This window comes from Mycobacterium sp. pV006, from assembly GCF_041287115.1.
Taxonomy (GTDB): Bacteria; Actinomycetota; Actinomycetes; order Mycobacteriales; family Mycobacteriaceae; genus Mycobacterium.
The window spans coordinates 107,825-129,522 of the sequence record NZ_JBGGKT010000010.1 but is presented as its reverse complement, the minus strand read 5'-3'; the positions used below and the strand labels follow the sequence as shown (position 1 = coordinate 129,522).

The following is a 21,698-nucleotide window of genomic DNA, read 5'->3' as shown; positions in this document are numbered from 1 at the left end:
CGATGGCCCACCCCCTGCACTCGCCCGCGTTCTACGCCGGCGACCCGTACCCGGCCTACCGCGAGCTGCGCGAGACCGATCCGGTGTGCTGGAACGCCGATCACGAGTTCTGGGCGCTGCTGAAATACGAAGACATCCGGTACGTCTCGACGCACCCGGGGTTGTTCTCGTCGGCGCGTGGCATCACGGTGCCCGACCCGGCCATCGAGGCGCCGGCATTGGACGGCAACCTGATCTTCACCGACCCGCCACGGCACCGGCAGCTGCGCAAGCTGATCAACTCGGGTTTCACCCGCCGTCAGGTCGCGCTGCTCGAACCCAAGCTGCGCGCCTTCGCCCGTGCAGCGCTCGACGCCATCGACCCGTCCGGGCGCGTCGAGTTCGCCGAGAAGATCGCCGCCCCGCTGCCGACGCGCATGATCGCCGAACTGATCGGTGCCCCGGACAGCGACTGGGAGCGGTTCCGTCGGTGGTCGGATGCCATGGTCGGCATGGACGACCCCGAGGTGGAGATGGACACCTATGTGGCAATGGGCGAGCTCTACGCGTACTTCGAGGAACTCATCGCACCCCGCCGCAGCGGCGAGGTCACCGACGCCGACGATCTGCTCTCCGTGCTGGTCGCCGCCGAGGTCGACGGGATCCGGCTCAGCGACGCCGATCTGCTGCAGTTCTGTTTCCTGCTGCTGGTCGCCGGCAACGAGACCACCCGCAACCTGATCGCCCTGGGCACACTCGCGTTGATCGAGCACCCCGAGCAGTTACGGCTGCTGCGGGAGTATCCCGAGCTGATGCCGCTGGCGGTCGAGGAACTCCTGCGCTTCACCTCCCCGGTGGCCAACATGTCGCGCTGCGCGACCGAAGACGTCGAGATCCGCGGCCGGCTCATCGAGGCGGGGCAGTTCGTCACGATGCTCTACGGGTCGGCCAACCGCGATCCCGAGATCTTCGGCGCCACCGCCGAGACCCTGGACCTCACTCGCAATCCGAACCCGCACTTGGCATTCGGTTGTGGTGAGCACTCCTGCCTGGGAGCGCAGCTGGCGCGGCTGGAGGCCCAGGTGCTGTTCGAGGAGCTGCTGGCCCGGTTCGACCACATCGAGCTCGACGGCGGGGTCACCCGGATGCAGGCGACGATGGTGCCGGGGGTCAAGGAGATGCCGGTGCGGCTGACCCCCGCGACGGTCAGTGTGTGAGGGACCCCAGTGCCGCGGCCACCGCTTCCAGGTCGGAGTCGGTGATGTCGACGTGCGGGGAGATCCGCAACGCGGGGCGGGTCATCTCGCGGGGTGCGCGCTCGACACCCAGGTAGGTCGTCACGATCGAATGCTCGGCAATCAGGCGGGCGCGCACCGTCATCGGGTCGACCCCGTCGCACGGGTACAGGGTGGTGATGGCGCTGGGCTCGTCGACGTCCTCGATGACCTGCCAGCCGGGCGCCGCCGCGAGCGTGGCGCGGGTCATCGTGCCGACCTCGCGCAGCCTGGCCTGGACCGTCTCCGGACCGCATGCCATCAGCTCACCCAGGGCCACGCAGAGCCCCACGTGCAGCCCGACGTTCGCTTCGGCGTGCCGCAGACGCAGTCGATCTGCCTCCGGCAGAAGGCCGGGGCGGGTGATCAGCAATCCCACACCCCGCGGACCGGCGGTCCACTTGCGGGAGGACGTGTAGATCGCGTCGGCGCCGATACCGGTGCAGTCCAGATGACCGAAACCCTGTGCCGCGTCGACGACCAACGGGATACCGAGGTCCCGACACGTCACCGCGATCGCGCGGACCGGTTGCACCGTGCCGCGATGGCTGCCGAGCATGGTGAAGTGCACCAGCGCCGGCGGATTCACCGCCAGTGCGCGTGCGGCGCCGTCGGGATCCAGCCGGCCGTCGTCGTCGACGGGTAATGGGTCGATCTCGAAACCGTGCCGGGCCATGATCGCCAGGTTCGGGCCGAATTCTCCCGGCAGACAGGCCAGTCGGCGCTCACCGCGCCACGAGCTCAACAGGACGTCGAGGGCATGGCTCGAGCCGGTGGTGAAGAACACCTCGGCGTCGGTCATCGTCGTCAGGGCCCGCACAGCGGCGCGGCCGGCGTCCAGGGCCGGCGCCGCCGCTTCGGCGGCGACATAGCCGCCGACCTCGGCTTCGTGGCGGGCATGCCGGGCGGCGGCGTCGATGACGGCCAGGCTCTGTCGCGAGCACGCCGCACTGTCGGTGTGCACCCCGGCGACCGGCGGGCGCGCCGCGCGCCATTGTTCGGCGAGGGTCATTTCACCGACAGCGACACCGCGAAGTCGCCGGCGTCGTCGGTCCACCAGTGGGTGCGGCGCAGCCCTGCGGCGGCCAGTTCGGCGTCCACCCCGGACTGCCGGAACTTGCACGACACCTCGGTCAACATTTCTTCGCCGGCGGCGAAGTCGACGTCGAGATCCAGGTCGGTGATGCGAACGCGTTGCGGCTCAGTCGATCTGAGCCACATCTCGATGCGTTCCTCGGCGGCGTTCCACGTGGCGACGTGCTCGAATGCCGTGAGGTCGAAGTTCGCGCCGAGCGCGCGGTTGATCACCGCGAGCACGTTGCGGTTGAACCGGGCGGTTACCCCGGCGCTGTCGTCGTAGGCCCGCACCAACCGCTCGGTGTCCTTGACCAGGTCGGTGCCCAGCAGGAATGCGTCACCGGGCGCCATCAGGTCGGCGACCGCGGAGAGGAACTCCGCACGCGGACCGGCCGTCAGGTTCCCGATGGTCGACCCCAGAAACGCGATCAACCGGCGGCCCCCCGCCGGGATCTCGGCGAGATGCTGCTCGAAATCACCGCACACCGCGGTGATCTCGATACCCGGGTACTCCCGACCGATGGCCTCCGCCGCGGAGCGCAGGATGCCGGCGTCGACGTCGAACGGGACGAAGCGACGCAGCGATCCTGCGTCGCGGAGCGCGTCGAGCAGCATCCGCGTCTTCTCCGAGGTACCGCTGCCGAGTTCGACGAGGGTGTCGGCGGCGCAGGCGGCGGCGATGTCACCGGCGTGGGTACGCAGGATCCGGGCTTCGGCCCGCGTCGGGTAGTACTCAGGCAGGCGGGTGATCTGGTCGAACAGCTCGCTACCGACGTCATCGTAGAACCACTTGGGCGGCAACGACTTCGGTTGTGCGGTCAGACCGACGCGCACGTCACGGCGCAGCGCCGTCGCAGCGGCGTCGGCGGCGAGGTGGTTCTCCAGCGACAGCATCACAGTCCTTTCAGCGGTGTCATCGTCACACTCGTGTCGACCACCTCGACGAGGTGCCGGTCGGGCACCTCCTGCCAAGCCGGGTCATCGTCGTAGGGCTCGCTGGCCAGCACGACGCCGTCGTCGCGACGCAACACCGACAGAGTGTCACCCCACGTGGTGGCAACCAGGCGGGATCCGTTGCCCGCCAGGATGTTCAGCCGGGCAGTCGGATCCTCGGCGGCCACCGCGGTGACGGTCTCGCCCAGCGCGTCGAGGCCACGCTCGAAGATCAGCGCGGCCAGCAGCGCGCTGTCATTGGTGGACTCGGCGCGCCGAGACAACGGCAACACCGCCCGGTCCACCAGCCCGTTGTGCGACAGCAGCCAGTGCCCGTCGGTGAACGGCGCCGACGCGGTCGGTTCGATCGGCATCCCGACGCTGGCCGAGCGCACCGCGGCCACCACGCACCCGCTGGTCAGTGCCGGGGCCACCGACGCGAATGACGCATCGGTCCACAGCGGGGCGGCGCTGCGCCACCGCCGAGGTACGTCGCCGTCGAAGAACCCCACGCCCCAGCCGTCGGCGTTCATCAGGCCGTGCTTCTGGCGGCGCGGGGCATAGGACTGCACGAGCAGACCCGAGGGCGGGTCCAGCGTCAGCGACGCCACCGACACCGGCTCGCCCAGCCAGCCCAGGTGCCTACACATCGCCCTCGTCCCAGGCCAGCCGCACCCCGGAAAAGATCTGCCGCCGGATCGGGTGATCCCAGTTGCGGAAGCTCGGCCGCAGAATGTCCGCGCCCACGGCCCACGAGCCGCCGCGCAGCACCCGGTAGTCACCGTCGCCCCGGCCGTGGAAGAACGGCTGCGAGTACCGCTCGTACACCATCGGGGTGAACCCGGGCCAAGGTCGCAGCCTCGAGGTGGTCCACTCCCACACGTCACCCAGCATCTGCTCGGCGCCGTAGGCCGACGCGCCGGCGGGATAGGCGCCCACCGGGGCGGGCCGACGCGCACCGCCGCCGAGGTTGGCGCGGGTGTCGTCGGGTTGCGCTGCGCCCCAGGGGAATCGGCGCCGCGAACGGGTCACCGGGTCCCAGGCGCAGGCTTTCTCCCACTCCTGTTCGGTGGGTAGTCGGGCGCCGGCCCAGGCGGCATACGCCTCGGCCTCGAAGAAGGTGACGTGCTGGACGGGTTCGTCGGCGGGGATGTCCTCGACGTGCCCGAAGCGGGTACGGGAGCCGTCCGGGTTCCAGAACAGCGGTGCGGTCAGCCCCGCGGCCTCGCGGTGCGCCCAGCCCTCGGCCGACCACCAACGACGCTGCCGGTAGCCGCCGTCGTCGACGAAATGGCGCCATTCGCCGTTGGTGACCGGTACGCGACCGATGCGGAACGTAGGGACGTCCACGACGTGGGCGGGGCGCTCGTTGTCCAGCGAGAAAGGCTCGTCGACAGCGTCGACGCCGAGGACGAACGGGCCGCCCGGTACCAGCACCGACGTCCCGGCCACATCCGGTCGGCCGGCCGGCAGTCGGTGGCCGCGGTCGACCAGCGGCGCTCCGGTGCGCAGGTTCAGCGCCTGCAGCATCGTCTCGTCGTGCTGGTTCTCGTGGCTGACCACCATGCCGAAGGTGAACACGTCGGGGTGGTCGTCGGGCAGCGCGTCGAGGGCGTCGAGCACCTTGCCGCGCACGGTCGCGCAGTAGCTGCGCGCCTCGGTAGGTGGGAGCAGCGGCAGGTCCACGCGCGCGGCGCGTGAATGCACGAACGCGTCGTAGAGGGAATCCACCTGCGGGGTCAGCAGGCCGGGGCGGTCGGGATTGCCGCCGCGCAGCAACCAGAACTCCTCCTGCTGCCCGATGTGCGCGAGGTCCCATACCAGCGGGCTCATCAGCGGGTCGTACTGGCGACGCACCTCGGCGTCGTCGAAGTCGACCAGGCCCAGGGTGCGGGCGCGGGCGCGGGCAAGTTCCTCGGCGAGTGTCTCGCGTGTGGTCACAGTTCCCCTCGTGCGAGTCGGCCGACCGCCGCGGCGACGCCGTGGGTGGCGGCCTGGTCGGTGAAGTCGTCGGCGGGGCAGCGCCCCTGATGCACCGAACGCGTCAACAATTCCATCGATTCCTGCAGTGCGGCGGGCGCCCGCTGCGCGGCGGCGTCCACACACAGCCGCGCGGCACGGTGCAGGCCGGGGTCGGCGAGGCCGGCCTGCGCGGCGAGGTCCCACGCCGTCGCGACCGGTTCGGTGGCCTCGGCGGCGACCTGGGCCGCCACGGGGTCGTCGAGCAGCGCGGTGACCGTGAACGCCAACGCGGGCCACAAGGCGTCGGGCACGCTGTCGAGGTACCGGATCTCGAGGAAGCCGCGCGGCCGCACCGGCGGGAACAACGTCGTCAGGTGGTAGTCGAGGTCGGCGACGGTGGGCCGGCGGTCGGCCAGCAGCACGCGTCCGTCGGCCCAGTCGGCGAAAGAGACCCAGTCGCGCAGCGGCTCCGGTTCCGGGGTGTGCACCAGCATCAGCGGCGCCCGCAGTGCGTAGTGCGCCCAATCGTCGGCGGGGTCGTCGCCCGCACCCAGGATCGGCCCGCAGCGGGCCGCGTCCAGCCGGCTCCACACGCGTTGCCGGGACGACTGCCAGCCGGTGACCTCGCCGTGCAGCACCGGGGAATTCGCCGCGATCGCGACCAGTGTGGGACCCAGCGCGTGGGTGAGGCGCACCCGTTGCGCCCACTGGGCGCGCGGACCGGCCTCGAGGTTGATCTGAAGTGACGCCGTCGCGGTCATCATCGCCGCCCCCGCGGCCTCGGTGCCGCTGGCACGGAAGAACGCCTCCATGGCCCGATACCGCGCTCCCGGGTTGACCCGGCCAGCCGGACGTAGCGGGTCGGCGCCGAGCAGGACCAGGCCCAGCCCCGCTGCGGCGAAGCAGGCCCGCAGCACGGCACGGTCGGCGGCCATCGCGGCGATGGCGGAGACCGCGTCGGCCAGCGGCGGGCCGGACAGCTCGACTGCGCCACCCGGTTCGACGGTGACAATGCTGCCACCGGGCAGGCTCGGCAACCCGGCGATCACCGCGGTCAGGGTGGTCCAGTCGGGTCGGCGCGCCGGTTCGGCGATGTCGTAGCAGTGCGCTTCCAGCTCCAACCCGACCCGGCCCACCGGGCCGTCGGTCAGGCAGCCGTCGACGATGTGCGCGATCGCCGCGTCAGCGCTGTTCAAGCAGTCGGATGCGATGCCTGCGCGGGTGGTGGTGCGGGCCATGGGCAGCCACCCCCTTCCGGGGTCGTCGATGCGCGGCTTCCATCTTGGGTGAACAGACCGACAACGTCGAAGACTTTAAATCGTGACCTGCCGATGACAGTTCACTGACCGAGGGTGTTCTGCATCGCTCCGGCCAGCACGTTCACCGCGGGTCCACCGTTGCCGGACTGGCACACCTTCGCCTGTAACAGCACGTTCTCGCGTTTGCGGGTGGTGACGAAGCAGCGTCGGTCGGTGTTTGCCTCGCTCTTCACCCAGTCGGCGTCGGCTGCGCCGGCCGGAGCCCCGGTGAACGTCCACACCTGGGTGGTGAAGTTGTCCAGATGCATCGCGGTGGTCTGGCCGGCGCACCCCGTGGTGCGGTCGACGACCCGTCGGTACGCGCGCTCGGCGGCCTCGGCGGTGGCGAAGACCCCGACCGCCTGCTTGACCAGATGGGTGGTGTCGGTCGGCGAGGTCTGGGCCACCGCGCCGTTGAACGCGGCGAGATCGGGGTCGTTGTACACCTCGGGCAGGCCGATGTCCGCCCAGTTGTTGCACACCGGGTTGTCGACCCAGAACCCCTGGAACGGTCGTCCGAACGTGGACTCGAAACCCAGCCGGGCACCGACGATGTTGCCCACCGAACCCTTGGGCAGCACGGCGTAGTTCACGACGCCGGGCGCCGACGGGGCCGCTGCGGCCGGGGTGGCCGTCAGCAACGCCGCGGTGACGCCGAACGCCGCGGCAGCAGCGACTGCGACCCGCACGTCAGACCTTCGCGCGCAGCGAGACGTCGATGTTGCCGCGGGTGGCCTTCGAGTATGGGCAGACGCCGTGCGCCTTCTCCATGAGGTCGTCGGCGGCGCTCTGTTCGAGGCCGGGCAGGTAACCGATCAGCTCGACGGTCAGGCCGAACCCGCCGTCCTCGCCCTTGCCGATGCCGACCTTGGCGGTGATTCCGCTGGCCTCGTCGAGGGTGACCTTCTCGTTCTTGGCCACCAGTCGCAGCGCGCCGAGGAAGCAGGCGGCGTAGCCGGCGGAGAACAGCAGTTCGGGGTTGACCCCGTCGCCACTGCCGCCCATCTCCTTGGGTGGACGGGTGTCGAGGTCGATCCTGCCGTCGGCCGACTTCACGTGGCCGTCGCGGCCGCCTCCGGTTGCGGTGGACTCTGCGGTGTAAGCGACGTCGATACTCATCTTCCCGATCATGCCAGCCGCGCTTGGTCGGTCGGCCCCTCCACGGGACCGTCGAAGGGATCGACGTAGCCGCACCAGTCCTGTGGACGGCGCATTTCGGCGTCAGTCAGCAGCGCGGCGTTCAACGCATCGATGATCTCGCCGGGGTCGGCCCCACACACCAACACCGTCAACGACGTGTGCCGATCTCCGTACCGGCACTCCCAGATCAGGTCGGCCATGGCACGTCGCTCCGGCCCGACGTAGGCGATCTCTCGAGAGGTCATGGCGGCGAGCCACTTCCCCGTCGGGGTGACGCGCAGGCCGCCGCCGGCCGATTCCAACCACATGATTTGCGCGGGGCGGGTAGCCAACCACAAGCGCCCCCTGCTGCGAACCACGCCATCGAGGAGCGCGTCGACCGCGGCATGCAGCCTGGCCGGATGAAACGGTCGGCGAGCCTGGAACTCGACGAGCCGGACCCGGCCGGCCGGCGCGAGCGGGGGCTGGCCCGTCAGCAGTGAAGCGTACGGATCGTCGCCGCGTCCGCGCCGCGCATCGGGCTCGAGATTCGCCAGCGCGAGGTGCAGCCGATCCGTGCCGACGGTGACGCGCGCTCTCGGCGCGAGTCTGCGTGCCACGGCCAGAGTCTCAGGGTCTGGTCCGTTCAGGACGACGACATCGGAGAACTCGACCTGCGCCACGACCACCTGAGCGACGGTGCGGCCGTCGTCGAGTTCGTCATCGCCCAGCGCCTGCGTCAACCACGTGGCGCTGTCGACCGGGGTGACGACAGCGCAGACCGTCACGTCACACCCGGCGGCAGAGTGCATTATCGAGTAGCACACCGGTTCCGGTTCCATCCACGGCATCAGCCGCACGGCGATGCGGGTGACATCGGGCCTGCGGTGCAACCGTCGCAGGTGCTGAATCAGACCGTTGCGCACTGTGCACGACAGACAGCAATTGGTGAGCTCCAGCACTTCCGCCGCAGTCGCGGGCATCGGGCCCTGCATGAGAGTCGTTCTGCGGTGCACCACGTGCCCGTCGAACCAGTGCTCCACCACAGCGGTGCCGTCGTCAAGGAGAGCGCCGACGACCTCATCGACGTCACCCTGACCGGCCACCACGATCACCGGAGTGCGCATTCGCATCAATCCTCCACTAATGAAAACGATTGTCATTAACCCGGGGTTCACGCTACAGTTCGAAGCGCCCCTTGTCGAAAATCATTTTCATTAAGGAAGACGACATGTCTGCCCACTGCCAAGTCACAGGCCGCTCACCCAGCTTCGGCAACTCGGTGTCGCATTCGCACCGCCGCACCCGTCGCCGCTGGAATCCGAACATCCAGACCAAGACGTACTACCTGCCCGCGGAGGGTCGTCGGATCCGGCTGCGGGTCAGCGCCAAAGGCATCAAGGTCATCGACCGCGACGGGATCGAGTCGGTGGTGGCACGGATGCGCCGAGATGGGCAGAAAATCTGATGGCGCGCCACGAGATTCGCCCCTTGGTCAAGCTGCGCTCGTCTGCGGGTACCGGCTACACCTACGTCACCCGTAAGAATCGCCGCAACGATCCGGACCGGTTGACGCTGCGCAAGTACGACCCAGTGGTACGTCGACACGTCGACTTCCGAGAGGAGCGCTGATGGCCAAGAAGTCCAAGATCGTGCAGAACGAACGACGCCGCGGCATCGTCGCCCGCTATGCCGAACGACGAGCTTACTTGAAGGCGATCATCAAGTCGCCGGCCACCACACCGCAGGACAGGCTGGCGGCACAGTCGGAACTCAATCGTCAGCCACGCGACGCCAGTCCGGTGCGGGTCCGCGTCCGCGAGCTTGCACATGGCGGTCAGCTGCCCGGGGTACGGAAGTCGAGCTGGTGACCGCGCACGCGAGGAATACATCGGCCAAGAGCAGGCGGCGCGAAGCCGCTCCCGCGAAGAAGCGCCGAAACCTGCTGTCCAGCCTGGGCCTCGACCGCGTCGACTATAAGGACACCCCGACCCTGCGGCAGTTCATCTCCGAGCGCGGCAAGATCCGGTCCCGGACGGTGACCGGCCTGACCGTGCAACAACAACGCCAGGTCACCTTGGCCATCAAGAATGCCCGCGAGATGGCGCTGCTGCCCTATCCCGGCCAGGAGCCATCGCACTGATGCGCAGCGCGGCGAAGCGTCGCCCGCTATGAAACCCACGGCTTGAACGGGTTCACCGCGTACTGGATGACGCGGTACGGAGCCCCACCGCGCGGAGTGGTGTTCCACTGGCTGACGAACACCCGGACGTCGTCGAGGGTCGAACGCGGCGAGATGTAGCCGCCGTAGGGCTGGGCCAGCCGGTTGTCCTGCGGCGCCGGAAGCAGCTCGACCTGCTCGGGCCAGGGCGCCGCAACGACGACCGTCGTCACGGGTGCGGCACCCAGCTGGGTCGGGTGCGCCGCCACCCGCATCTCCATGTTGCCGGTGGTGGCGTTGAAGTACGACAACACGGTCGCACCGTCAATCTGGCGCACGCTGATCTCGCCGATCCGATCGGGCCACAGCGGCGCGGCGTCCCCGCCCCACTCGATGCCGGTCCAGCCTTGCCACGCGGCGCGGTCGGTGAATTCGTCGGGAGTGGCGCGGTACAGCGACACCGGCCCGCTGCGGTCGAAGTTGTTGGCCACGATGTACACCCAGCCCCGCGGAGATTCGGTGGTCGGGATCGGGTCGTAGTAGCCGCTGATCTGCGACTGGGCGCCACCGGCGTAGGCGGCATCGCGTAGCGATCCGGGCACTGTGGGCCAACCCGTCTGCCCGGCAACGGCTTTCACCAACCGGGAGGTTTGCGGTCGCAGCTCGCGGGTTGTGGTGACCAACAGGTAGTTCTCCCGGTTGATCTCGATGACGCCCGCGGGCAGCTGTGACATTGCCGGCGGCGCCGGGTCGGCCAGCAGCGGTTCGTAGACGCCGGTGACGCCGTCGTAGCGCACCTCGCCCTCATCGAGGGACTCGCCGACCACGTGCAGTGCGATCGGTGAGTACCAACCGCCGTATCCCACACCCTGACCGGCGAAGCTGTCGCCGCACACCTGAAGGATCCCGCTGGGGAACTCCATGAACTCACACAGATCGGTCGCGCCGATGCCGTAATCGGCTGTGGCGGTCCCGGTTCCCGCCGCGGGTGCCAGCCGCAGCACCTGTCCCGGCAACAGCGGCGGCAGGCCTGGAGTCGCGTGAGCCACGCCGCTCGCCGAAATTGCATTCCACGCGCAGAAAATCGCCACGATCCCGCGCAGGATGCAGTGTCGGCGCAAGGGTCAGAGGCTGGCGGCCAGCAGCTCAGCGATCTGAATGGTGTTGAGCGCCGCACCTTTTCGCAGGTTGTCACTCGAGACGAAAAGCGCGAGCCCCCGACCGTCGGGGACACCCGGGTCCTGGCGGATGCGCCCCACCAGCGACTCGTCGATGCCTGCGGCGGCCAGCGGCGTCGGTACGTCCACCAGCCGGACACCGGGCGCGGAACTCAGGATCTCGGTGGCTCGCTGCGCCGAGATCGGTTCGGCGAACTCGACATTGAGCGACAGCGAGTGTCCCGTGTAGACCGGGACACGCACGCAGGTGCCGGACACCGCGAGTTCGGGGATGCCGAGGATCTTGCGGCTCTCGTTGCGCAGCTTCTGGTCCTCGTCGGTCTCGCCGGAGCCGTCGTCGACCAGCGACCCGGCCAGCGGCACCACGTTGAACGCGATCGGCGCGACGTAGGTGTTCGGCGTCGGGAAGTTCACCGCGTCACCGCCGTAGACGAGGTCGCGGCTGTCGGCGACGACGGAACTGGCTTGCCCGAACAGCTCGTCCACCCCGGCCAGCCCGCTGCCGGAGACCGCCTGATAGGTCGAGGCGATCATGCGTGTCAGCCCGGCCTCGTCGTGCAGCGGCTTGAGCACCGGCATCGCGGCCATGGTGGTGCAGTTCGGGTTGGCGATGATGCCCTTGGGCAGCGACCGGACCCGGGGCGCGACGTCGCGCGCGAAGTTCACCTCCGAGACCACCAGCGGGACATCGGGGTCTTTGCGCCAGGCCGATGAGTTGTCGACGACCACCGCGCCGGCCTCGGCGAACCGGGGTGCCTGCACCCGCGACATCGTCGCCCCTGCGGAAAACAGCGCGATGTCGAGTCCGGACGGGTCGGCGGTCTCGGAGTCCTCGACCTCGATCTCGCGTCCCCGGAACTCGAGCTTCTTGCCGGCCGAACGCGCCGAGGCGAAGAACCGGACCTCGTCGGCGGGAAAGTCGCGCTGCGCCAACAGAGCCCGCATGACCTGGCCGACCTGGCCGGTCGCACCGATGACCCCGATCGACAGACCCATGTCAGCGCCCCGTTCCCGCGTACACCACGGCCTCTTCCTCACCGCCGAGGTTGAAGGCCTCGTGCAGCGCCGCCACCGCCCGGTCGAGTTCGGTGTCCTTGATCAGCACCGAGATCCGGATCTCGGAGGTGGAGATCAGGTCGATGTTGATGCCGGCGTTGGCCAGCGCCTCACAGAACGTGGCGGTGACGCCGGGGTGGCTGCGCATTCCCGCACCGATCAGCGAGACCTTGCCGATCAGGTCGTCGTAGAGCACCCGGGTGAACCCGATCTCGCTCTGCAGCGAGGTGAGCTTCTCCACCGCGCCGGGCGCGCTCTCGCGCGAGCAGGTGAAGGTGATGTCGGTCTTGCCGTCCTCGACCTTCGAGATGTTCTGCAGCACCATGTCGATGTTGACGTCGGCGTCGGCGAGCGCGCGGAACACCTTGGCCGCGTAGCCGGGGACGTCGGGGACGCCGGTGACCGTCACCTTCGCCTCGCTGCGGTCGTGGGCCACACCGGTGAGGATGGCGTCTTCCATGGGGATGTCCTCCATCGATCCTTTGACGAGGGTGCCGGGCTTGTCCGAGTACGACGAACGGACATGGATCGGCAGGTTGAAGCGCTTGGCGTACTCCACGCAGCGCAGCATGAGCACCTTGGTGCCGGCCGCGGCCATCTCGAGCATCTCCTCGAACGAGATGGTCTCCAGGCGGCGTGCGTTCGACACGATGCGTGGGTCGGCGGTGTAGACGCCGTCGACGTCGGTGTAGATCTCGCACACGTCGGCGCCCAGGGCGGCTGCCACGGCCACGGCTGTGGTGTCCGAACCGCCCCGGCCCAGCGTGGTGACGTCCTTGGTGTCCTGGCTGACGCCCTGGAACCCGGCGACCAGGACGATCTGACCTTCGTCGAGTGCGGACCGCAACCGGCCCGGCGTGACGTCCATGATCTTGGCGTTGCCGTGGGTGCCGGTGGTGATGACGCCGGCCTGCGAGCCGGTGAAGGAGCGCGCATTGGCGCCCAACGACTCGATGGCCATGGCCAGCAGGGCGTTGGAGATCCGCTCCCCGGCGGTCAGCAGCATGTCCAGTTCGCGTGCCGGCGGCGACGGACAGACCTGTCTGGCCAGGTCGAGCAGGTCGTCGGTGGTGTCGCCCATCGCGGAGGCGACCACGACGACGTCGTGACCCGCCTTCTTGGTCTCGACGATTCGCTCGGCGACCCGGCGGATCCGCTCGGCGTCTGACACCGAGGATCCGCCGTACTTCTGTACCACGAGCGCCACTGCACGACCCTTCCGCAAGCTGGGGAATCCCCATAGAGGATAGAGGTTGGGCGCGCGTCATTTATTTCGCCGGTAGCGTGCCCCAGGTGGCTGACCATCCGCCCGGCCGCCTGGCGAGCACCGAGGTCGGGATCCATCCGCCGATCGCGCAGCGGTGGAGTCCGCGCGCATTCGACCAGGTCGCGCAGCTCGAGCGGGTCGATCTGATCGCATTGTTGGAGGCCGCCCGCTGGGCCGCGACCTGGGGCGGACGGCAGCCGGTGCGCTTCGTGGTCGGATCGCGCGACGACGAGACGTTCGTCACCATCGCCGCCACGTTGCGCCGCGGCAACAGCTACGCGCGGGCTGCGAGCGCGCTGATCGTGCTGTGCGCCGACGAGGGCGAGGACGACCGCGCGGCCCTCTACAGTGCGGTCGACGTCGGCGCCGCGACAGCGAACCTGTCGATCGAGGCGGTCGCACGTGGACTGGTCGTCCATCCGATGGCGGGGTTCGACGCCGACGCGCTGCGGCGCGACCTCGCACTCGGTGGACTGCGTCCGCTGGTCGTCGTGGCGGTCGGCCGCCTCGGCGACTACGACACCGTCGCGCCGGAGATCGCGGAGCGGGACCGTCGGCCGCGCGAGCGGCTGCCGCTGTCCGAGGTCGTGCTGAACTGGCCCGTCGGCGGCACCTGACGATTTACCGCAACGCAACACCGCACGACGGTCTCTGTAACAGAAACGTCGATAACTGTCAGTGAACGGCTCGTCCGTGGAGCCGCACACTGCAGGAGATTCTATGGATACAGGGACGACGGCGTTCATACTCTGTTGCGTCATCGGGCTGACGCTGATGATTCCCGGGCTCGCGCTGTTCTACGGCGGCATGGTGTCGGTGAAGAGCTCCACCAACATGATGATGATGACCTTCGGCGCCGTCGCCCTGATCGGCGTGCTGTGGGTGCTGTTCGGGTTCTCGATGGTGTTCGGCACCTCCTACGGCGGCTTCGTCGGAGACGTCACCGAGTTCCTCGGCATGACCGATCTGCTCGAACCGATGACGACGGTCGCCGGACTGCCGATCAGTCTATTCGCGGTCTTCCAGGCCTTGTTCGCCGCCATCACCGTGGCGCTGATCTCCGGCGCGGTGGCCGACCGGATGAAGTTCGGCGCGTGGATGGCCTTCGCCGGGTTGTGGGCGGTGCTGGTGTACTTCCCGGTCGCGCACTGGGTGTTCGCGTTCGATGGCGTGGTCACCGAGGACTCGGTCGGCGGCTGGATCGCCAACCGGTTGGGCGCCGCGGACTTCGCGGGCGGCACTGCGGTGCACATCAATTCGGGCGCGGCGGCGTTGGCGGTGGCCATCGTGCTGGGCAAGTCCGCGATGTTCGGCCAGCTGCGCAAGCCGCACAACGTACCGCTGACCCTGCTGGGCGCGGGCCTGCTGTGGGCCGGCTGGTATGCGTTCAACGGCGGATCGGCTCTGGCGGCGGGGAATTCGGCCGCCATCGTGATGGTCACGACGTTCGCGGCCACCTGCGCCGCGGTGCTGGCGTGGCTGACGGTCGAGAAGTTCCGCGACGGCCACGTCACCGGTGTCGGCGCGGCATCGGGCGCGATCTCGGGTCTGGTGGCCATCACGCCGGCGTGCGGCGCGGTGACGCCGGTCGGCGCGATCTTCGTCGGCGCGATCGCCGGTGCGGTCTGCGTGTATGCCGTGAGCCTGAAATCCCGCTTCGGTTATGACGACACGCTCGACGTGGTCGGTGTCCACCTGGTCGGCGGGCTCGTCGGCACCCTGCTGGTCGGGTTCTTCGCCAGCGAGAGCATGCCCAACGGCATCAACGGCCTGTTCTACGGCGGCGGCCTCGACCAGTTGTGGCGGCAGGCCGTCGCGGCGGGGGCGGTGATGGTGTATTCGTTCGCGGTCGCGTTCGCGATCGCCTTCGTCCTGAAAAAGACTGTCGGGATCCGCATTTCGCCGGACGAGGAGGAGCAGGGCATCGACGCGAAGTTCCACCGGGAATCGTCGTACGACATGGCGCCGGCCTGACGAACCGATGCGGCCGGTGCCGGTCCCGTCGGGATCGGCACCGGCCGTTTCGACATGCGTCGTGTTTCACACAGTGATACTTTGATTCCCATCACGAGACCTAAGGTGGTTGTCCATGCCGCGTGACCTCGCCGCTCTCGCCGAAGAGTCACAGACGAAGTTCATCCTGGCGTTGTTCGTCGACCTGCGCGGGAAGCCATGCGCCAAACTGGTTCCCGTCGAAGCAGTGCATCAGTTGGCCACCGAGGGAGTCGGATTCGCGGGCTACGCGGTGGGTGCCATGGGGCAGGAGCCCAAGGATCCCGACCTGATCGCGGTACCCGACCCGGACTCGTTCACCCCGGTGCCGTTCCTCAAAGACGGTTTGGCGATCGTGCACTGCGACCCCCACGTCAACGGTGCCCCGTGGCCGTACGCACCGCGGGTCATCCTCAAGTCGATGATCGCGCGCTGCTCGGACGCCGGTTACGAACCGTGGGTGGGCGCCGAGGTCGAGTATTTTTTGTTGCGCCGCAACGACGACGGCAGCGTCGCCGTGGCCGACACCGCCGACACCGCAGCCCAGCCGTGCTACGACGCGCGCGGGGTCACCCGGATGTACGACCATCTCACCGCGGTCTCGGCGGCGATGAATCAGCTCGGCTGGTCCAACTACGCCAACGACCACGAGGACGGCAACGGGCAGTTCGAGCAGAACTTCCAGTTCGCCGAGTCGCTGGTCACCGCCGACCGGGTGGTCACGCTGCGCTACCTGCTGTCGATGATCGCCGCCGAACGCGGCATGGTCGCCACGTTCATGCCGAAGCCGTTCTCCGACAAGACCGGCAGCGGATTGCATCTGCACCTGTCGCTGACCAGCGGCGGCACCCCCGTGTTCCCGTGCGACGTCGGTGACGAGCGCGGACTCGGATTGTCGGCCACTGCATACGGATTCATCGGCGGGATCCTCGAGCATGCGTGCGCGCTGCAGGCCGTCATCGCACCGACGGTCAACTCCTACAAGCGCACCGGGGCGACGTCGACGGCCTCTGGTGCGTCGTGGGCCCCGCGGCTGCCGACCTATGGCGGCAACGACCGCACCCACTACATCCGGGTTCCCGACAGCGAACGCATCGAACTGCGCGGCGGTGACGGTGCCGCCAACCCGTATCTGGCGATCGCCGCGACGTTGGGCGCCGGCCTCGACGGCATCAAGCGCAGCACCGATCCCGGTGCGGTCGGCAGCGGAATCGGCACCCGCACCCTGCCACCCACCCTTCTGCATGCGATCGAGGCGTTCGAGGCGGACTCGTTGATCACCGGTGTACTCGACACCGCCGGCGACGGGGTGGCCCGGTACTTCGCGAAGGTCAAGCGCGACGAGTTCTTCTCCTATCACAGCAGTGTCAGCCCGTGGGAGATCGACCACTACCTGACCGCGTTCTGACGCGGTCGAATCGGAGGGAAGCAATACATGTGTGGGATCGTCGGCTTACACCTGCGGACCCCGGACCTGTATCCGCGCCTCGGTGAACTGCTCACCGGGATGCTGTGCGAGATGGGCGATCGTGGCAGCGACTCCGCAGGTGTCGCCGTCTACGGTGACCCGACCTGGTCGCCTCCGGGCCGCGGGTGCGTGTCGGTGGTCGACTTCGCCGAACCGGCAGATGCGACCGCGTCGGTAATCCCGGCGCTGTCGGAGGCCCTGGGCACCGGCGTCGACGCGGTCACCGTCGCCGGCAGCTACCTGCTGTCCGCCGACGTGGACTCCGCAACACTGTTGGCGACCGTGCGTTCGTCCTACCCGGACGCTCTCATCGGCGGCTTCGGCGCCGATCTCGCGGTCCTCAAAGGCGTCGGCCACCCGCGGGCGCTGACCGATCGCTGGGGTCTGGTCAATGCGCAGGGCTGGCAGGGCGTGGGGCATACCCGCATGGCCACCGAATCCGCGGTGACACCCGCCGGCTGCCACCCCTACGCGGTCGGGGAAGGCCAGTGCATGGTGCACAACGGCTCGTTCGCCAACCACGCCACCATCCGCCGCCAACTACGCGCGGCCGGAGTGGTTTTCGACAGCGACAACGACACCGAGGTCGGCGCGCGGTTCGTGGCCGCGCAGCTCGCAGACGGGCGGGACGTCGAGACCACACTCAAGCAACTGTGCGCGACCTTCGATGGGTTCTACACATTGCTGGTGTCCCACCGTGATTCGTTCGCCGTGGTGCGCGACGCCATCGCCTGTAAACCCGCGGTCATCGCCGAGACCGACGACTGGGTCGCCATGGGCAGCGAGTACCGCGCGCTGGCCGGACTGCCCGGCGTCGAGACCGCGCGCATCTGGGAGCCCGAACCGGAGGTGGTGTACGCATGGACGCGCTAGTTTTCGACCTGTCCAAGACTCCCCTACGCGAGGTCAACGCCGCGCTGCACGCACCGGATCTGCAGGGTGACTTCGTCATCGAGAATCCCGCCGGCGCCCACAACGTCGCGGTCGGCTTGGACGCCGCGGTACGCGTCACCATCAACGGGCACGTCGGCTACTACGCCGCCGGCATGAACCAGCACGCCGAGGTCGTCATCGACGGCAACGCCGGTACCGGTGTCGCCGAGAACATGATGAGCGGATCGGTGTGGGTCAAGGGCAACGCCTCGCAGTCGGCCGGCGCGACCGCGCACGGCGGACTGCTGGTGATCGAGGGCGACGCCGCGGCGCGCTGCGGCATCTCGATGAAGGGCGTCGACATCGTGGTGGGCGGCGACGTCGGCCACATGAGCGCGTTCATGGCCCAGGCCGGCCGGCTGGTGGTCCGCGGTGACGCCGGTGAGGCCCTCGGCGACTCGATTTACGAAGCCAGACTGTACGTGCGCGGCGGGGTGGCCTCACTCGGCGCGGACTGCATCGCCAAACCGATGCGCGACGAGCACCATCGTGAACTCGAATTGTTGCTCAAGGCAGCTGGATTCGAGGACGACGACACCGTCTCCTACACCCGCTACGGATCGGCCCGTTCGCTGTACCACTTCCACGTCGACAATGCGAGTGCCTACTGATGACCTACACCAGCGACGACCGTGCCCGCCTGGGACTGCGCGAATCAGCGACGTTCGACCGGACCACCATCGCGGCGATCCAGCGTGCCGCCGACACCGGCATCTACGACATCCGCGGCTGGGGCGCCAAACGCCCGCTGCCGCATTTCGACGATCTGCTGTTCCTGGGCGCGTCGATGTCGAGGTATCCCCTGGAGGGCTATCGCGAACGGTGCGCGACCGATGTGGTGCTCGGCGACCGGTATGCCAAACATCCGCTGCACCTGGACATCCCGGTGACCATCGCCGGGATGAGTTTCGGCGCCTTGTCGGGGCCGGCCAAGGAGGCGCTGGGCCGCGGCGCCAGTGCAGCCGGGACGTCGACGACCACCGGGGACGGCGGGATGACACCGGAGGAGCGCGGGCAGAGCAAGTACCTGGTGTATCAATACCTGCCCTCGCGCTACGGCATGAACCCCGACGACCTGCGCAAGGCCGACGCGATCGAGGTCGTGCTGGGTCAGGGCGCCAAACCCGGCGGGGGTGGAATGTTGCTGGGGCAGAAGATCTCCGAGCGAGTGGCCGCGATGCGCACCCTGCCCGAGGGAATCGACCAGCGCAGCGCCTGCCGCCACCCGGACTGGACCGGACCCGACGATCTGACCATCAAGATCAACGAGCTCCGCGAGATCACCGACTGGGAGAAGCCGATCTATGTGAAGGTCGGCGCAACCCGCACCTACTACGACGTGAAGCTTGCCGTGCACGCGGGCGCCGACGTGGTGGTGGTCGACGGCATGCAGGGCGGTACCGCCGCCACGCAGGAGGTGTTCATCGAGCACGTCGGCGTTCCGACGCTGGCGGCGATCCCGCAGGCGGTGCAGGCGTTGCAGGAGCTCGGGGTGCATCGGGCCGGGGCGAGCGGAGCGACGGGACAAAAGGGAGTGCAGCTCATCGTCTCCGGCGGGATCCGCAACGGCGCTGACGTCGCCAAGGCCCTTGCCCTGGGCGCCGACGCGGTTTCCATCGGCACCGCAGCGCTGATCGCACTGGGCGACAACCACCCACGCTACGCGGCAGAGTACGAAAAGCTCGGCAGCGCAGCCGGATTCTTCGACGACTACCAGGACGGCCGTGACCCCGCGGGCATCAGCACCCAGGACCCCGAGCTGGCGGCGCGGTTCGACCCGATCGAGGGTGGACGGCGCCTGGCCAACTACCTGCGCGTGCTGACCATGGAGGCGCAGACCATCGCGCGGGCGTGCGGCAAGTCGCACGTCTGCCATCTGGAGCCCGACGACCTGGTCGCCGTCAGCATCGAGGCCGCCGCCATGGCGCGGGTGCCGCTGGCGGGTACCGGCTGGATTCCCGGAATGCGACCGTGACCACCGCCGACGTCGTCATCGTCGGCGCGGGGCTCGAGGGATGCGCAGCGGCGTGGGCGCTGGCCGAACGCGGTGTCACCGACGTGTTCGTCGCCGAACGCCACACCGTCGGCTCCGGGATGACCGGCAAGTCCAGCGGCATCGTGCGCTGCCACTACGGGGTCAGCACCCTGGCCGCGATGGCCGCCGTCGGGCTGGAGGTCTTCGAGCAGGCCGACGAGCACTTCGGCACCGACATCGGTTTCCGCCAGACCGGCTACGTCGTGGGCGTCGGCGAGCCCAACGTCGACGCGCTGCGCAAAAGCCTTGCCGCGCAACGGGCGGTCGGGGTCGACACCGAGGAGATCGACGAATCCGCGGTGGCGCGGATGTGGCCGTACGCCGATCTGACGCCGTTCGCGGCGTTCGGCTGGGAGCCGCGCGGCGGCTTCGGCGACGCCTACCGGACCGCGCAGGCATTCTCGGCGTCCGCGCGCGCCGCGGGCGCCACCGTGCGTCAGGGCACCACGGTGGCCGGACTGCTGGTGGACGGCGACCGGGTCACCGGGGTGCAGCTGGCCGACGGGACCGAGGTCCACGCGGGCGCCGTCGTGGTCGCGACCGGGGCATGGACGCGACCCTTCTTGGCGCCGTACGGCGTCGACGTGCCGATCCGAGTGATGCGCGAGCAGATCGTGCTGATCGACCCCGGGATCGACGCAGCCGCCGTCGGTCGGCTCCCGGTGTTCTCCGATCTGGTCAGCCTGCAGTACGTACGTCCCGAGGGCACGCAGGTGCTGTTCGGCAACAGCGACCTCCCCGCCTACGGCGACCTCACCGAAGCGGACCCGGACGACTACCTCAACCGGTCCACCGACGACTTCGTCGACCTCACCGTCGACAAGGTGGGCACCCGCTTCCCCGGCTTCGCCGACGCGGCGATCTCGAGCAGCTACGCCGGCTGCTACGACGTCACCCCCGACTGGAACCCGGTGATCTCGGCCGCCCCACTGGACAACCTCATCGTCGCGGCCGGGTTCAGTGGGCACGGCTTCAAGATCGCTCCCGCGGTCGGCCGGCTGGTCGCCGACCTGGTCGTCGACGGGTACAGCCGGGACCCGCGCATCCCCGCGTCCGATTTCGCGCTGACGCGCTTCGCCGACGGGAACCTCCTGACCACGCCCTACCCGTACGTCGGCGCCGGGCAGATGCGTTAGACAGAGACCGTGGCCCCTCGCGAGAAACCTGACGACCTGCTGCGCAACACCTCCGGCACCGCGCGCGACCGCGACCCCGCCGCACCGGTCGAGGAGCTCGAGATCGAGGCGGCCATCGGCCGCAACGTGCGGCTGTTGCGTCAGCAGCAGGGACTGACCGTCGCCGAAACCGCGGCGCGGGTCGGCATCTCCAAGGCGATGATGAGCAAGATCGAGAACGCCCAGACCTCGTGCAGCCTGTCGACGCTGGCGCTGCTGGCCAAGGGCTTCGACGTGCCGGTGACCAGCCTGTTCCGCGGCGCCGACGTGGAGCGGCCGGCCGCGTTCACCAAGGCAGGAACCGGGGCCCGCATCGTTCGGGAGGGCACCCGGGAGGGGCATGAATATCAGTTGCTGGGGTCTCTGCGCGGCGAGCACAAACGACTCGAGTGCCTGGAGGTCACGCTGTCGGGCAAGAGCCAGACCTACCCGCTGTTCCAGCATCCCGGAACCGAGTTCATCTACATGCTCGAAGGCGTCATGGACTACAGCCACAGCCGGTCGGTGTACCGGCTGCATCCCGGCGACTCCCTGCAGATCGACGGCGAGGGCGCGCACGGCCCGGTCGACCTCGTCGAGGTACCGATCCGCTTCCTGTCGGTGATCGCGTTCCCGGACTCGCAGGTGTGACCTGTTCGGAGCGGTTTTGATGCGCGCCGACACGCGAGTACAGTGTTTCGGGTGCAGCGGGTGCTCCTTCTCGGACGCCGCGACGGGGTCTGATCCAGACCGGCCTCCCGTCGCGGGTGTTCGCGATGCGCCGGTCTGAAGTCCTTCTCTAACCCCCGGAG

The 21,698-nt window shown here is 68.9% G+C and carries 24 protein-coding genes; 13 read left to right on the top strand and 11 right to left on the bottom strand.

Going from position 1 to position 21,698, the window contains the following annotated elements; translation table 11 throughout:
- Positions 1 to 2: 2 nt before the first annotated feature.
- Positions 3 to 1,196, top strand: a complete 1,194-nt coding sequence (locus ACAG25_RS16870) for a cytochrome P450 (RefSeq protein ID WP_370489614.1) — start codon at positions 3 to 5, stop codon at positions 1,194 to 1,196.
- Here ACAG25_RS16870 and egtE read toward each other — a convergent pair.
- From egtE to mrf, 8 genes are all read right to left on the bottom strand, one after another.
- Positions 1,186 to 2,265, bottom strand: coding sequence for an ergothioneine biosynthesis PLP-dependent enzyme EgtE (gene egtE, locus ACAG25_RS16865; RefSeq protein ID WP_370489613.1), 1,080 nt, complete (start codon positions 2,263 to 2,265; stop codon positions 1,186 to 1,188). The genes ACAG25_RS16870 and egtE overlap by 11 nt on opposite strands.
- A complete protein-coding gene (gene egtD, locus ACAG25_RS16860) occupies positions 2,262 to 3,227 on the bottom strand; it encodes an L-histidine N(alpha)-methyltransferase (protein ID WP_370489612.1) in 966 nt (321 codons plus the stop codon). Before egtD ends, egtE begins: the two co-directional genes overlap by 4 nt.
- Entirely contained in the window at positions 3,224 to 3,913 is a 690-nt protein-coding gene (egtC, locus tag ACAG25_RS16855; protein WP_370489611.1) for an ergothioneine biosynthesis protein EgtC, read from the bottom strand. The genes egtD and egtC overlap by 4 nt, the downstream gene beginning before the upstream one ends.
- Positions 3,906 to 5,204 (bottom strand): ergothioneine biosynthesis protein EgtB, encoded by a 1,299-nt coding sequence (gene egtB, locus ACAG25_RS16850; protein WP_370489610.1) that lies wholly within the window; start codon positions 5,202 to 5,204, stop codon positions 3,906 to 3,908. The genes egtC and egtB overlap by 8 nt, the downstream gene beginning before the upstream one ends.
- Positions 5,201 to 6,463 carry an ergothioneine biosynthesis glutamate--cysteine ligase EgtA gene (egtA, locus tag ACAG25_RS16845; protein WP_370489609.1) on the bottom strand — a complete coding sequence of 421 codons (1,263 nt, stop codon included), beginning with the start codon at positions 6,461 to 6,463 and terminating at the stop codon, positions 5,201 to 5,203. The genes egtB and egtA overlap by 4 nt, the downstream gene beginning before the upstream one ends.
- A gap of 101 nt (positions 6,464 to 6,564) precedes the next feature.
- Complete coding sequence (locus ACAG25_RS16840) at positions 6,565 to 7,212, bottom strand: sensor domain-containing protein (protein ID WP_370489608.1); 648 nt, start codon at positions 7,210 to 7,212, stop codon at positions 6,565 to 6,567.
- Position 7,213: 1 nt separating this feature from the next.
- Positions 7,214 to 7,642 carry an organic hydroperoxide resistance protein gene (locus ACAG25_RS16835; RefSeq protein ID WP_370489607.1) on the bottom strand — a complete coding sequence of 143 codons (429 nt, stop codon included), beginning with the start codon at positions 7,640 to 7,642 and terminating at the stop codon, positions 7,214 to 7,216.
- A gap of 8 nt (positions 7,643 to 7,650) precedes the next feature.
- A complete protein-coding gene (gene mrf, locus ACAG25_RS16830) occupies positions 7,651 to 8,769 on the bottom strand; it encodes a ribosome hibernation factor-recruiting GTPase MRF (protein ID WP_370489688.1) in 1,119 nt (372 codons plus the stop codon).
- A 104-nt stretch (positions 8,770 to 8,873) separates the two neighbouring features.
- Here mrf and rpmB point away from each other — a divergent pair, with 104 nt between their 5' ends.
- From rpmB to rpsR, 4 genes are read left to right on the top strand one after another with little or no spacing between them, the layout of a single operon-like run.
- A complete protein-coding gene (gene rpmB, locus ACAG25_RS16825; RefSeq protein ID WP_370489606.1) occupies positions 8,874 to 9,110 on the top strand; it encodes a 50S ribosomal protein L28 in 237 nt (78 codons plus the stop codon).
- Positions 9,110 to 9,274 (top strand): 50S ribosomal protein L33, encoded by a 165-nt coding sequence (gene rpmG / locus ACAG25_RS16820; RefSeq protein ID WP_370489605.1) that lies wholly within the window; start codon positions 9,110 to 9,112, stop codon positions 9,272 to 9,274. The genes rpmB and rpmG overlap by 1 nt, the downstream gene beginning before the upstream one ends.
- Positions 9,274 to 9,513, top strand: a complete 240-nt coding sequence (locus ACAG25_RS16815; protein ID WP_370489604.1) for a 30S ribosomal protein S14 — start codon at positions 9,274 to 9,276, stop codon at positions 9,511 to 9,513. Before rpmG ends, ACAG25_RS16815 begins: the two co-directional genes overlap by 1 nt.
- Positions 9,510 to 9,785 (top strand): 30S ribosomal protein S18, encoded by a 276-nt coding sequence (gene rpsR, locus ACAG25_RS16810; protein ID WP_370489603.1) that lies wholly within the window; start codon positions 9,510 to 9,512, stop codon positions 9,783 to 9,785. Before ACAG25_RS16815 ends, rpsR begins: the two co-directional genes overlap by 4 nt.
- A 26-nt stretch (positions 9,786 to 9,811) precedes the next feature.
- Here rpsR and ACAG25_RS16805 read toward each other — a convergent pair whose 3' ends face one another.
- The 3 genes from ACAG25_RS16805 to ACAG25_RS16795 are packed head-to-tail and all read right to left on the bottom strand — an operon-like array spanning position 9,812 to position 13,244.
- Positions 9,812 to 10,897: a DUF4185 domain-containing protein gene (locus ACAG25_RS16805; protein WP_370489687.1), complete on the bottom strand. Its 1,086-nt coding sequence runs from the start codon at positions 10,895 to 10,897 to the stop codon at positions 9,812 to 9,814.
- Positions 10,898 to 10,927: 30 nt separating this feature from the next.
- The gene (locus ACAG25_RS16800) at positions 10,928 to 11,977 is read right to left on the bottom strand and encodes an aspartate-semialdehyde dehydrogenase (RefSeq protein WP_370489602.1); all 1,050 of its coding nucleotides are present in this window, start codon (positions 11,975 to 11,977) and stop codon (positions 10,928 to 10,930) included.
- A 1-nt stretch (position 11,978) separates the two neighbouring features.
- Entirely contained in the window at positions 11,979 to 13,244 is a 1,266-nt protein-coding gene (locus tag ACAG25_RS16795) for an aspartate kinase (protein ID WP_370489601.1), read from the bottom strand.
- An 86-nt stretch (positions 13,245 to 13,330) separates the two neighbouring features.
- Here ACAG25_RS16795 and ACAG25_RS16790 point away from each other — a divergent pair, with 86 nt between their 5' ends.
- The 8 genes from ACAG25_RS16790 (at position 13,331) to ACAG25_RS16755 (ending at position 21,537) form a co-directional block, all read left to right on the top strand.
- The gene (locus tag ACAG25_RS16790) at positions 13,331 to 13,921 is read left to right on the top strand and encodes a nitroreductase family protein (RefSeq protein ID WP_370489600.1); all 591 of its coding nucleotides are present in this window, start codon (positions 13,331 to 13,333) and stop codon (positions 13,919 to 13,921) included.
- 103 nt (positions 13,922 to 14,024) lie between these two features.
- The gene (locus ACAG25_RS16785; RefSeq protein WP_370489599.1) at positions 14,025 to 15,278 is read left to right on the top strand and encodes an ammonium transporter; all 1,254 of its coding nucleotides are present in this window, start codon (positions 14,025 to 14,027) and stop codon (positions 15,276 to 15,278) included.
- Positions 15,279 to 15,393: 115 nt separating this feature from the next.
- Complete coding sequence (glnT, locus tag ACAG25_RS16780) at positions 15,394 to 16,704, top strand: type III glutamate--ammonia ligase (RefSeq protein WP_370489598.1); 1,311 nt, start codon at positions 15,394 to 15,396, stop codon at positions 16,702 to 16,704.
- A 27-nt stretch (positions 16,705 to 16,731) separates the two neighbouring features.
- On the top strand, positions 16,732 to 17,637 hold the full coding sequence (locus ACAG25_RS16775; RefSeq protein WP_370489597.1) for a glutamine amidotransferase: 906 nt from the start codon (positions 16,732 to 16,734) through the stop codon (positions 17,635 to 17,637).
- The gene (locus ACAG25_RS16770) at positions 17,625 to 18,308 is read left to right on the top strand and encodes a protein glxC (protein WP_370489596.1); all 684 of its coding nucleotides are present in this window, start codon (positions 17,625 to 17,627) and stop codon (positions 18,306 to 18,308) included. Before ACAG25_RS16775 ends, ACAG25_RS16770 begins: the two co-directional genes overlap by 13 nt.
- A complete protein-coding gene (locus tag ACAG25_RS16765) occupies positions 18,308 to 19,672 on the top strand; it encodes an FMN-binding glutamate synthase family protein (protein ID WP_370489595.1) in 1,365 nt (454 codons plus the stop codon). The genes ACAG25_RS16770 and ACAG25_RS16765 overlap by 1 nt, the downstream gene beginning before the upstream one ends.
- Positions 19,669 to 20,868: an NAD(P)/FAD-dependent oxidoreductase gene (locus ACAG25_RS16760; RefSeq protein WP_370489594.1), complete on the top strand. Its 1,200-nt coding sequence runs from the start codon at positions 19,669 to 19,671 to the stop codon at positions 20,866 to 20,868. Before ACAG25_RS16765 ends, ACAG25_RS16760 begins: the two co-directional genes overlap by 4 nt.
- A gap of 9 nt (positions 20,869 to 20,877) precedes the next feature.
- Positions 20,878 to 21,537, top strand: a complete 660-nt coding sequence (locus ACAG25_RS16755) for a helix-turn-helix domain-containing protein (protein ID WP_370489593.1) — start codon at positions 20,878 to 20,880, stop codon at positions 21,535 to 21,537.
- Positions 21,538 to 21,698 lie beyond the last annotated feature (161 nt).

What these genes read in the sequence shown, in the direction of transcription:
- ACAG25_RS16800 (WP_370489602.1), bottom strand. Translation starts at nt 11,977, where the DNA reads ATGGGTCTGTCGATCGGGGTCATCGGTGCGACCGGCCAGGTCGGCCAG.
- egtE (WP_370489613.1), bottom strand. Translation starts at nt 2,265, where the DNA reads ATGACCCTCGCCGAACAATGGCGCGCGGCGCGCCCGCCGGTCGCCGGG.
- glnT (WP_370489598.1), top strand. Translation starts at nt 15,394, where the DNA reads ATGCCGCGTGACCTCGCCGCTCTCGCCGAAGAGTCACAGACGAAGTTC.
- egtC (WP_370489611.1), bottom strand. Translation starts at nt 3,913, where the DNA reads ATGTGTAGGCACCTGGGCTGGCTGGGCGAGCCGGTGTCGGTGGCGTCG.
- egtA (WP_370489609.1), bottom strand. Translation starts at nt 6,463, where the DNA reads ATGGCCCGCACCACCACCCGCGCAGGCATCGCATCCGACTGCTTGAAC.
- rpmB (WP_370489606.1), top strand. Translation starts at nt 8,874, where the DNA reads ATGTCTGCCCACTGCCAAGTCACAGGCCGCTCACCCAGCTTCGGCAAC.
- ACAG25_RS16775 (WP_370489597.1), top strand. Translation starts at nt 16,732, where the DNA reads ATGTGTGGGATCGTCGGCTTACACCTGCGGACCCCGGACCTGTATCCG.
- ACAG25_RS16870 (WP_370489614.1), top strand. Translation starts at nt 3, where the DNA reads ATGGCCCACCCCCTGCACTCGCCCGCGTTCTACGCCGGCGACCCGTAC.
- ACAG25_RS16765 (WP_370489595.1), top strand. Translation starts at nt 18,308, where the DNA reads ATGACCTACACCAGCGACGACCGTGCCCGCCTGGGACTGCGCGAATCA.
- ACAG25_RS16785 (WP_370489599.1), top strand. Translation starts at nt 14,025, where the DNA reads ATGGATACAGGGACGACGGCGTTCATACTCTGTTGCGTCATCGGGCTG.
- ACAG25_RS16770 (WP_370489596.1), top strand. Translation starts at nt 17,625, where the DNA reads ATGGACGCGCTAGTTTTCGACCTGTCCAAGACTCCCCTACGCGAGGTC.
- mrf (WP_370489688.1), bottom strand. Translation starts at nt 8,769, where the DNA reads ATGCGCACTCCGGTGATCGTGGTGGCCGGTCAGGGTGACGTCGATGAG.
- rpmG (WP_370489605.1), top strand. Translation starts at nt 9,110, where the DNA reads ATGGCGCGCCACGAGATTCGCCCCTTGGTCAAGCTGCGCTCGTCTGCG.
- ACAG25_RS16815 (WP_370489604.1), top strand. Translation starts at nt 9,274, where the DNA reads ATGGCCAAGAAGTCCAAGATCGTGCAGAACGAACGACGCCGCGGCATC.
- ACAG25_RS16835 (WP_370489607.1), bottom strand. Translation starts at nt 7,642, where the DNA reads ATGAGTATCGACGTCGCTTACACCGCAGAGTCCACCGCAACCGGAGGC.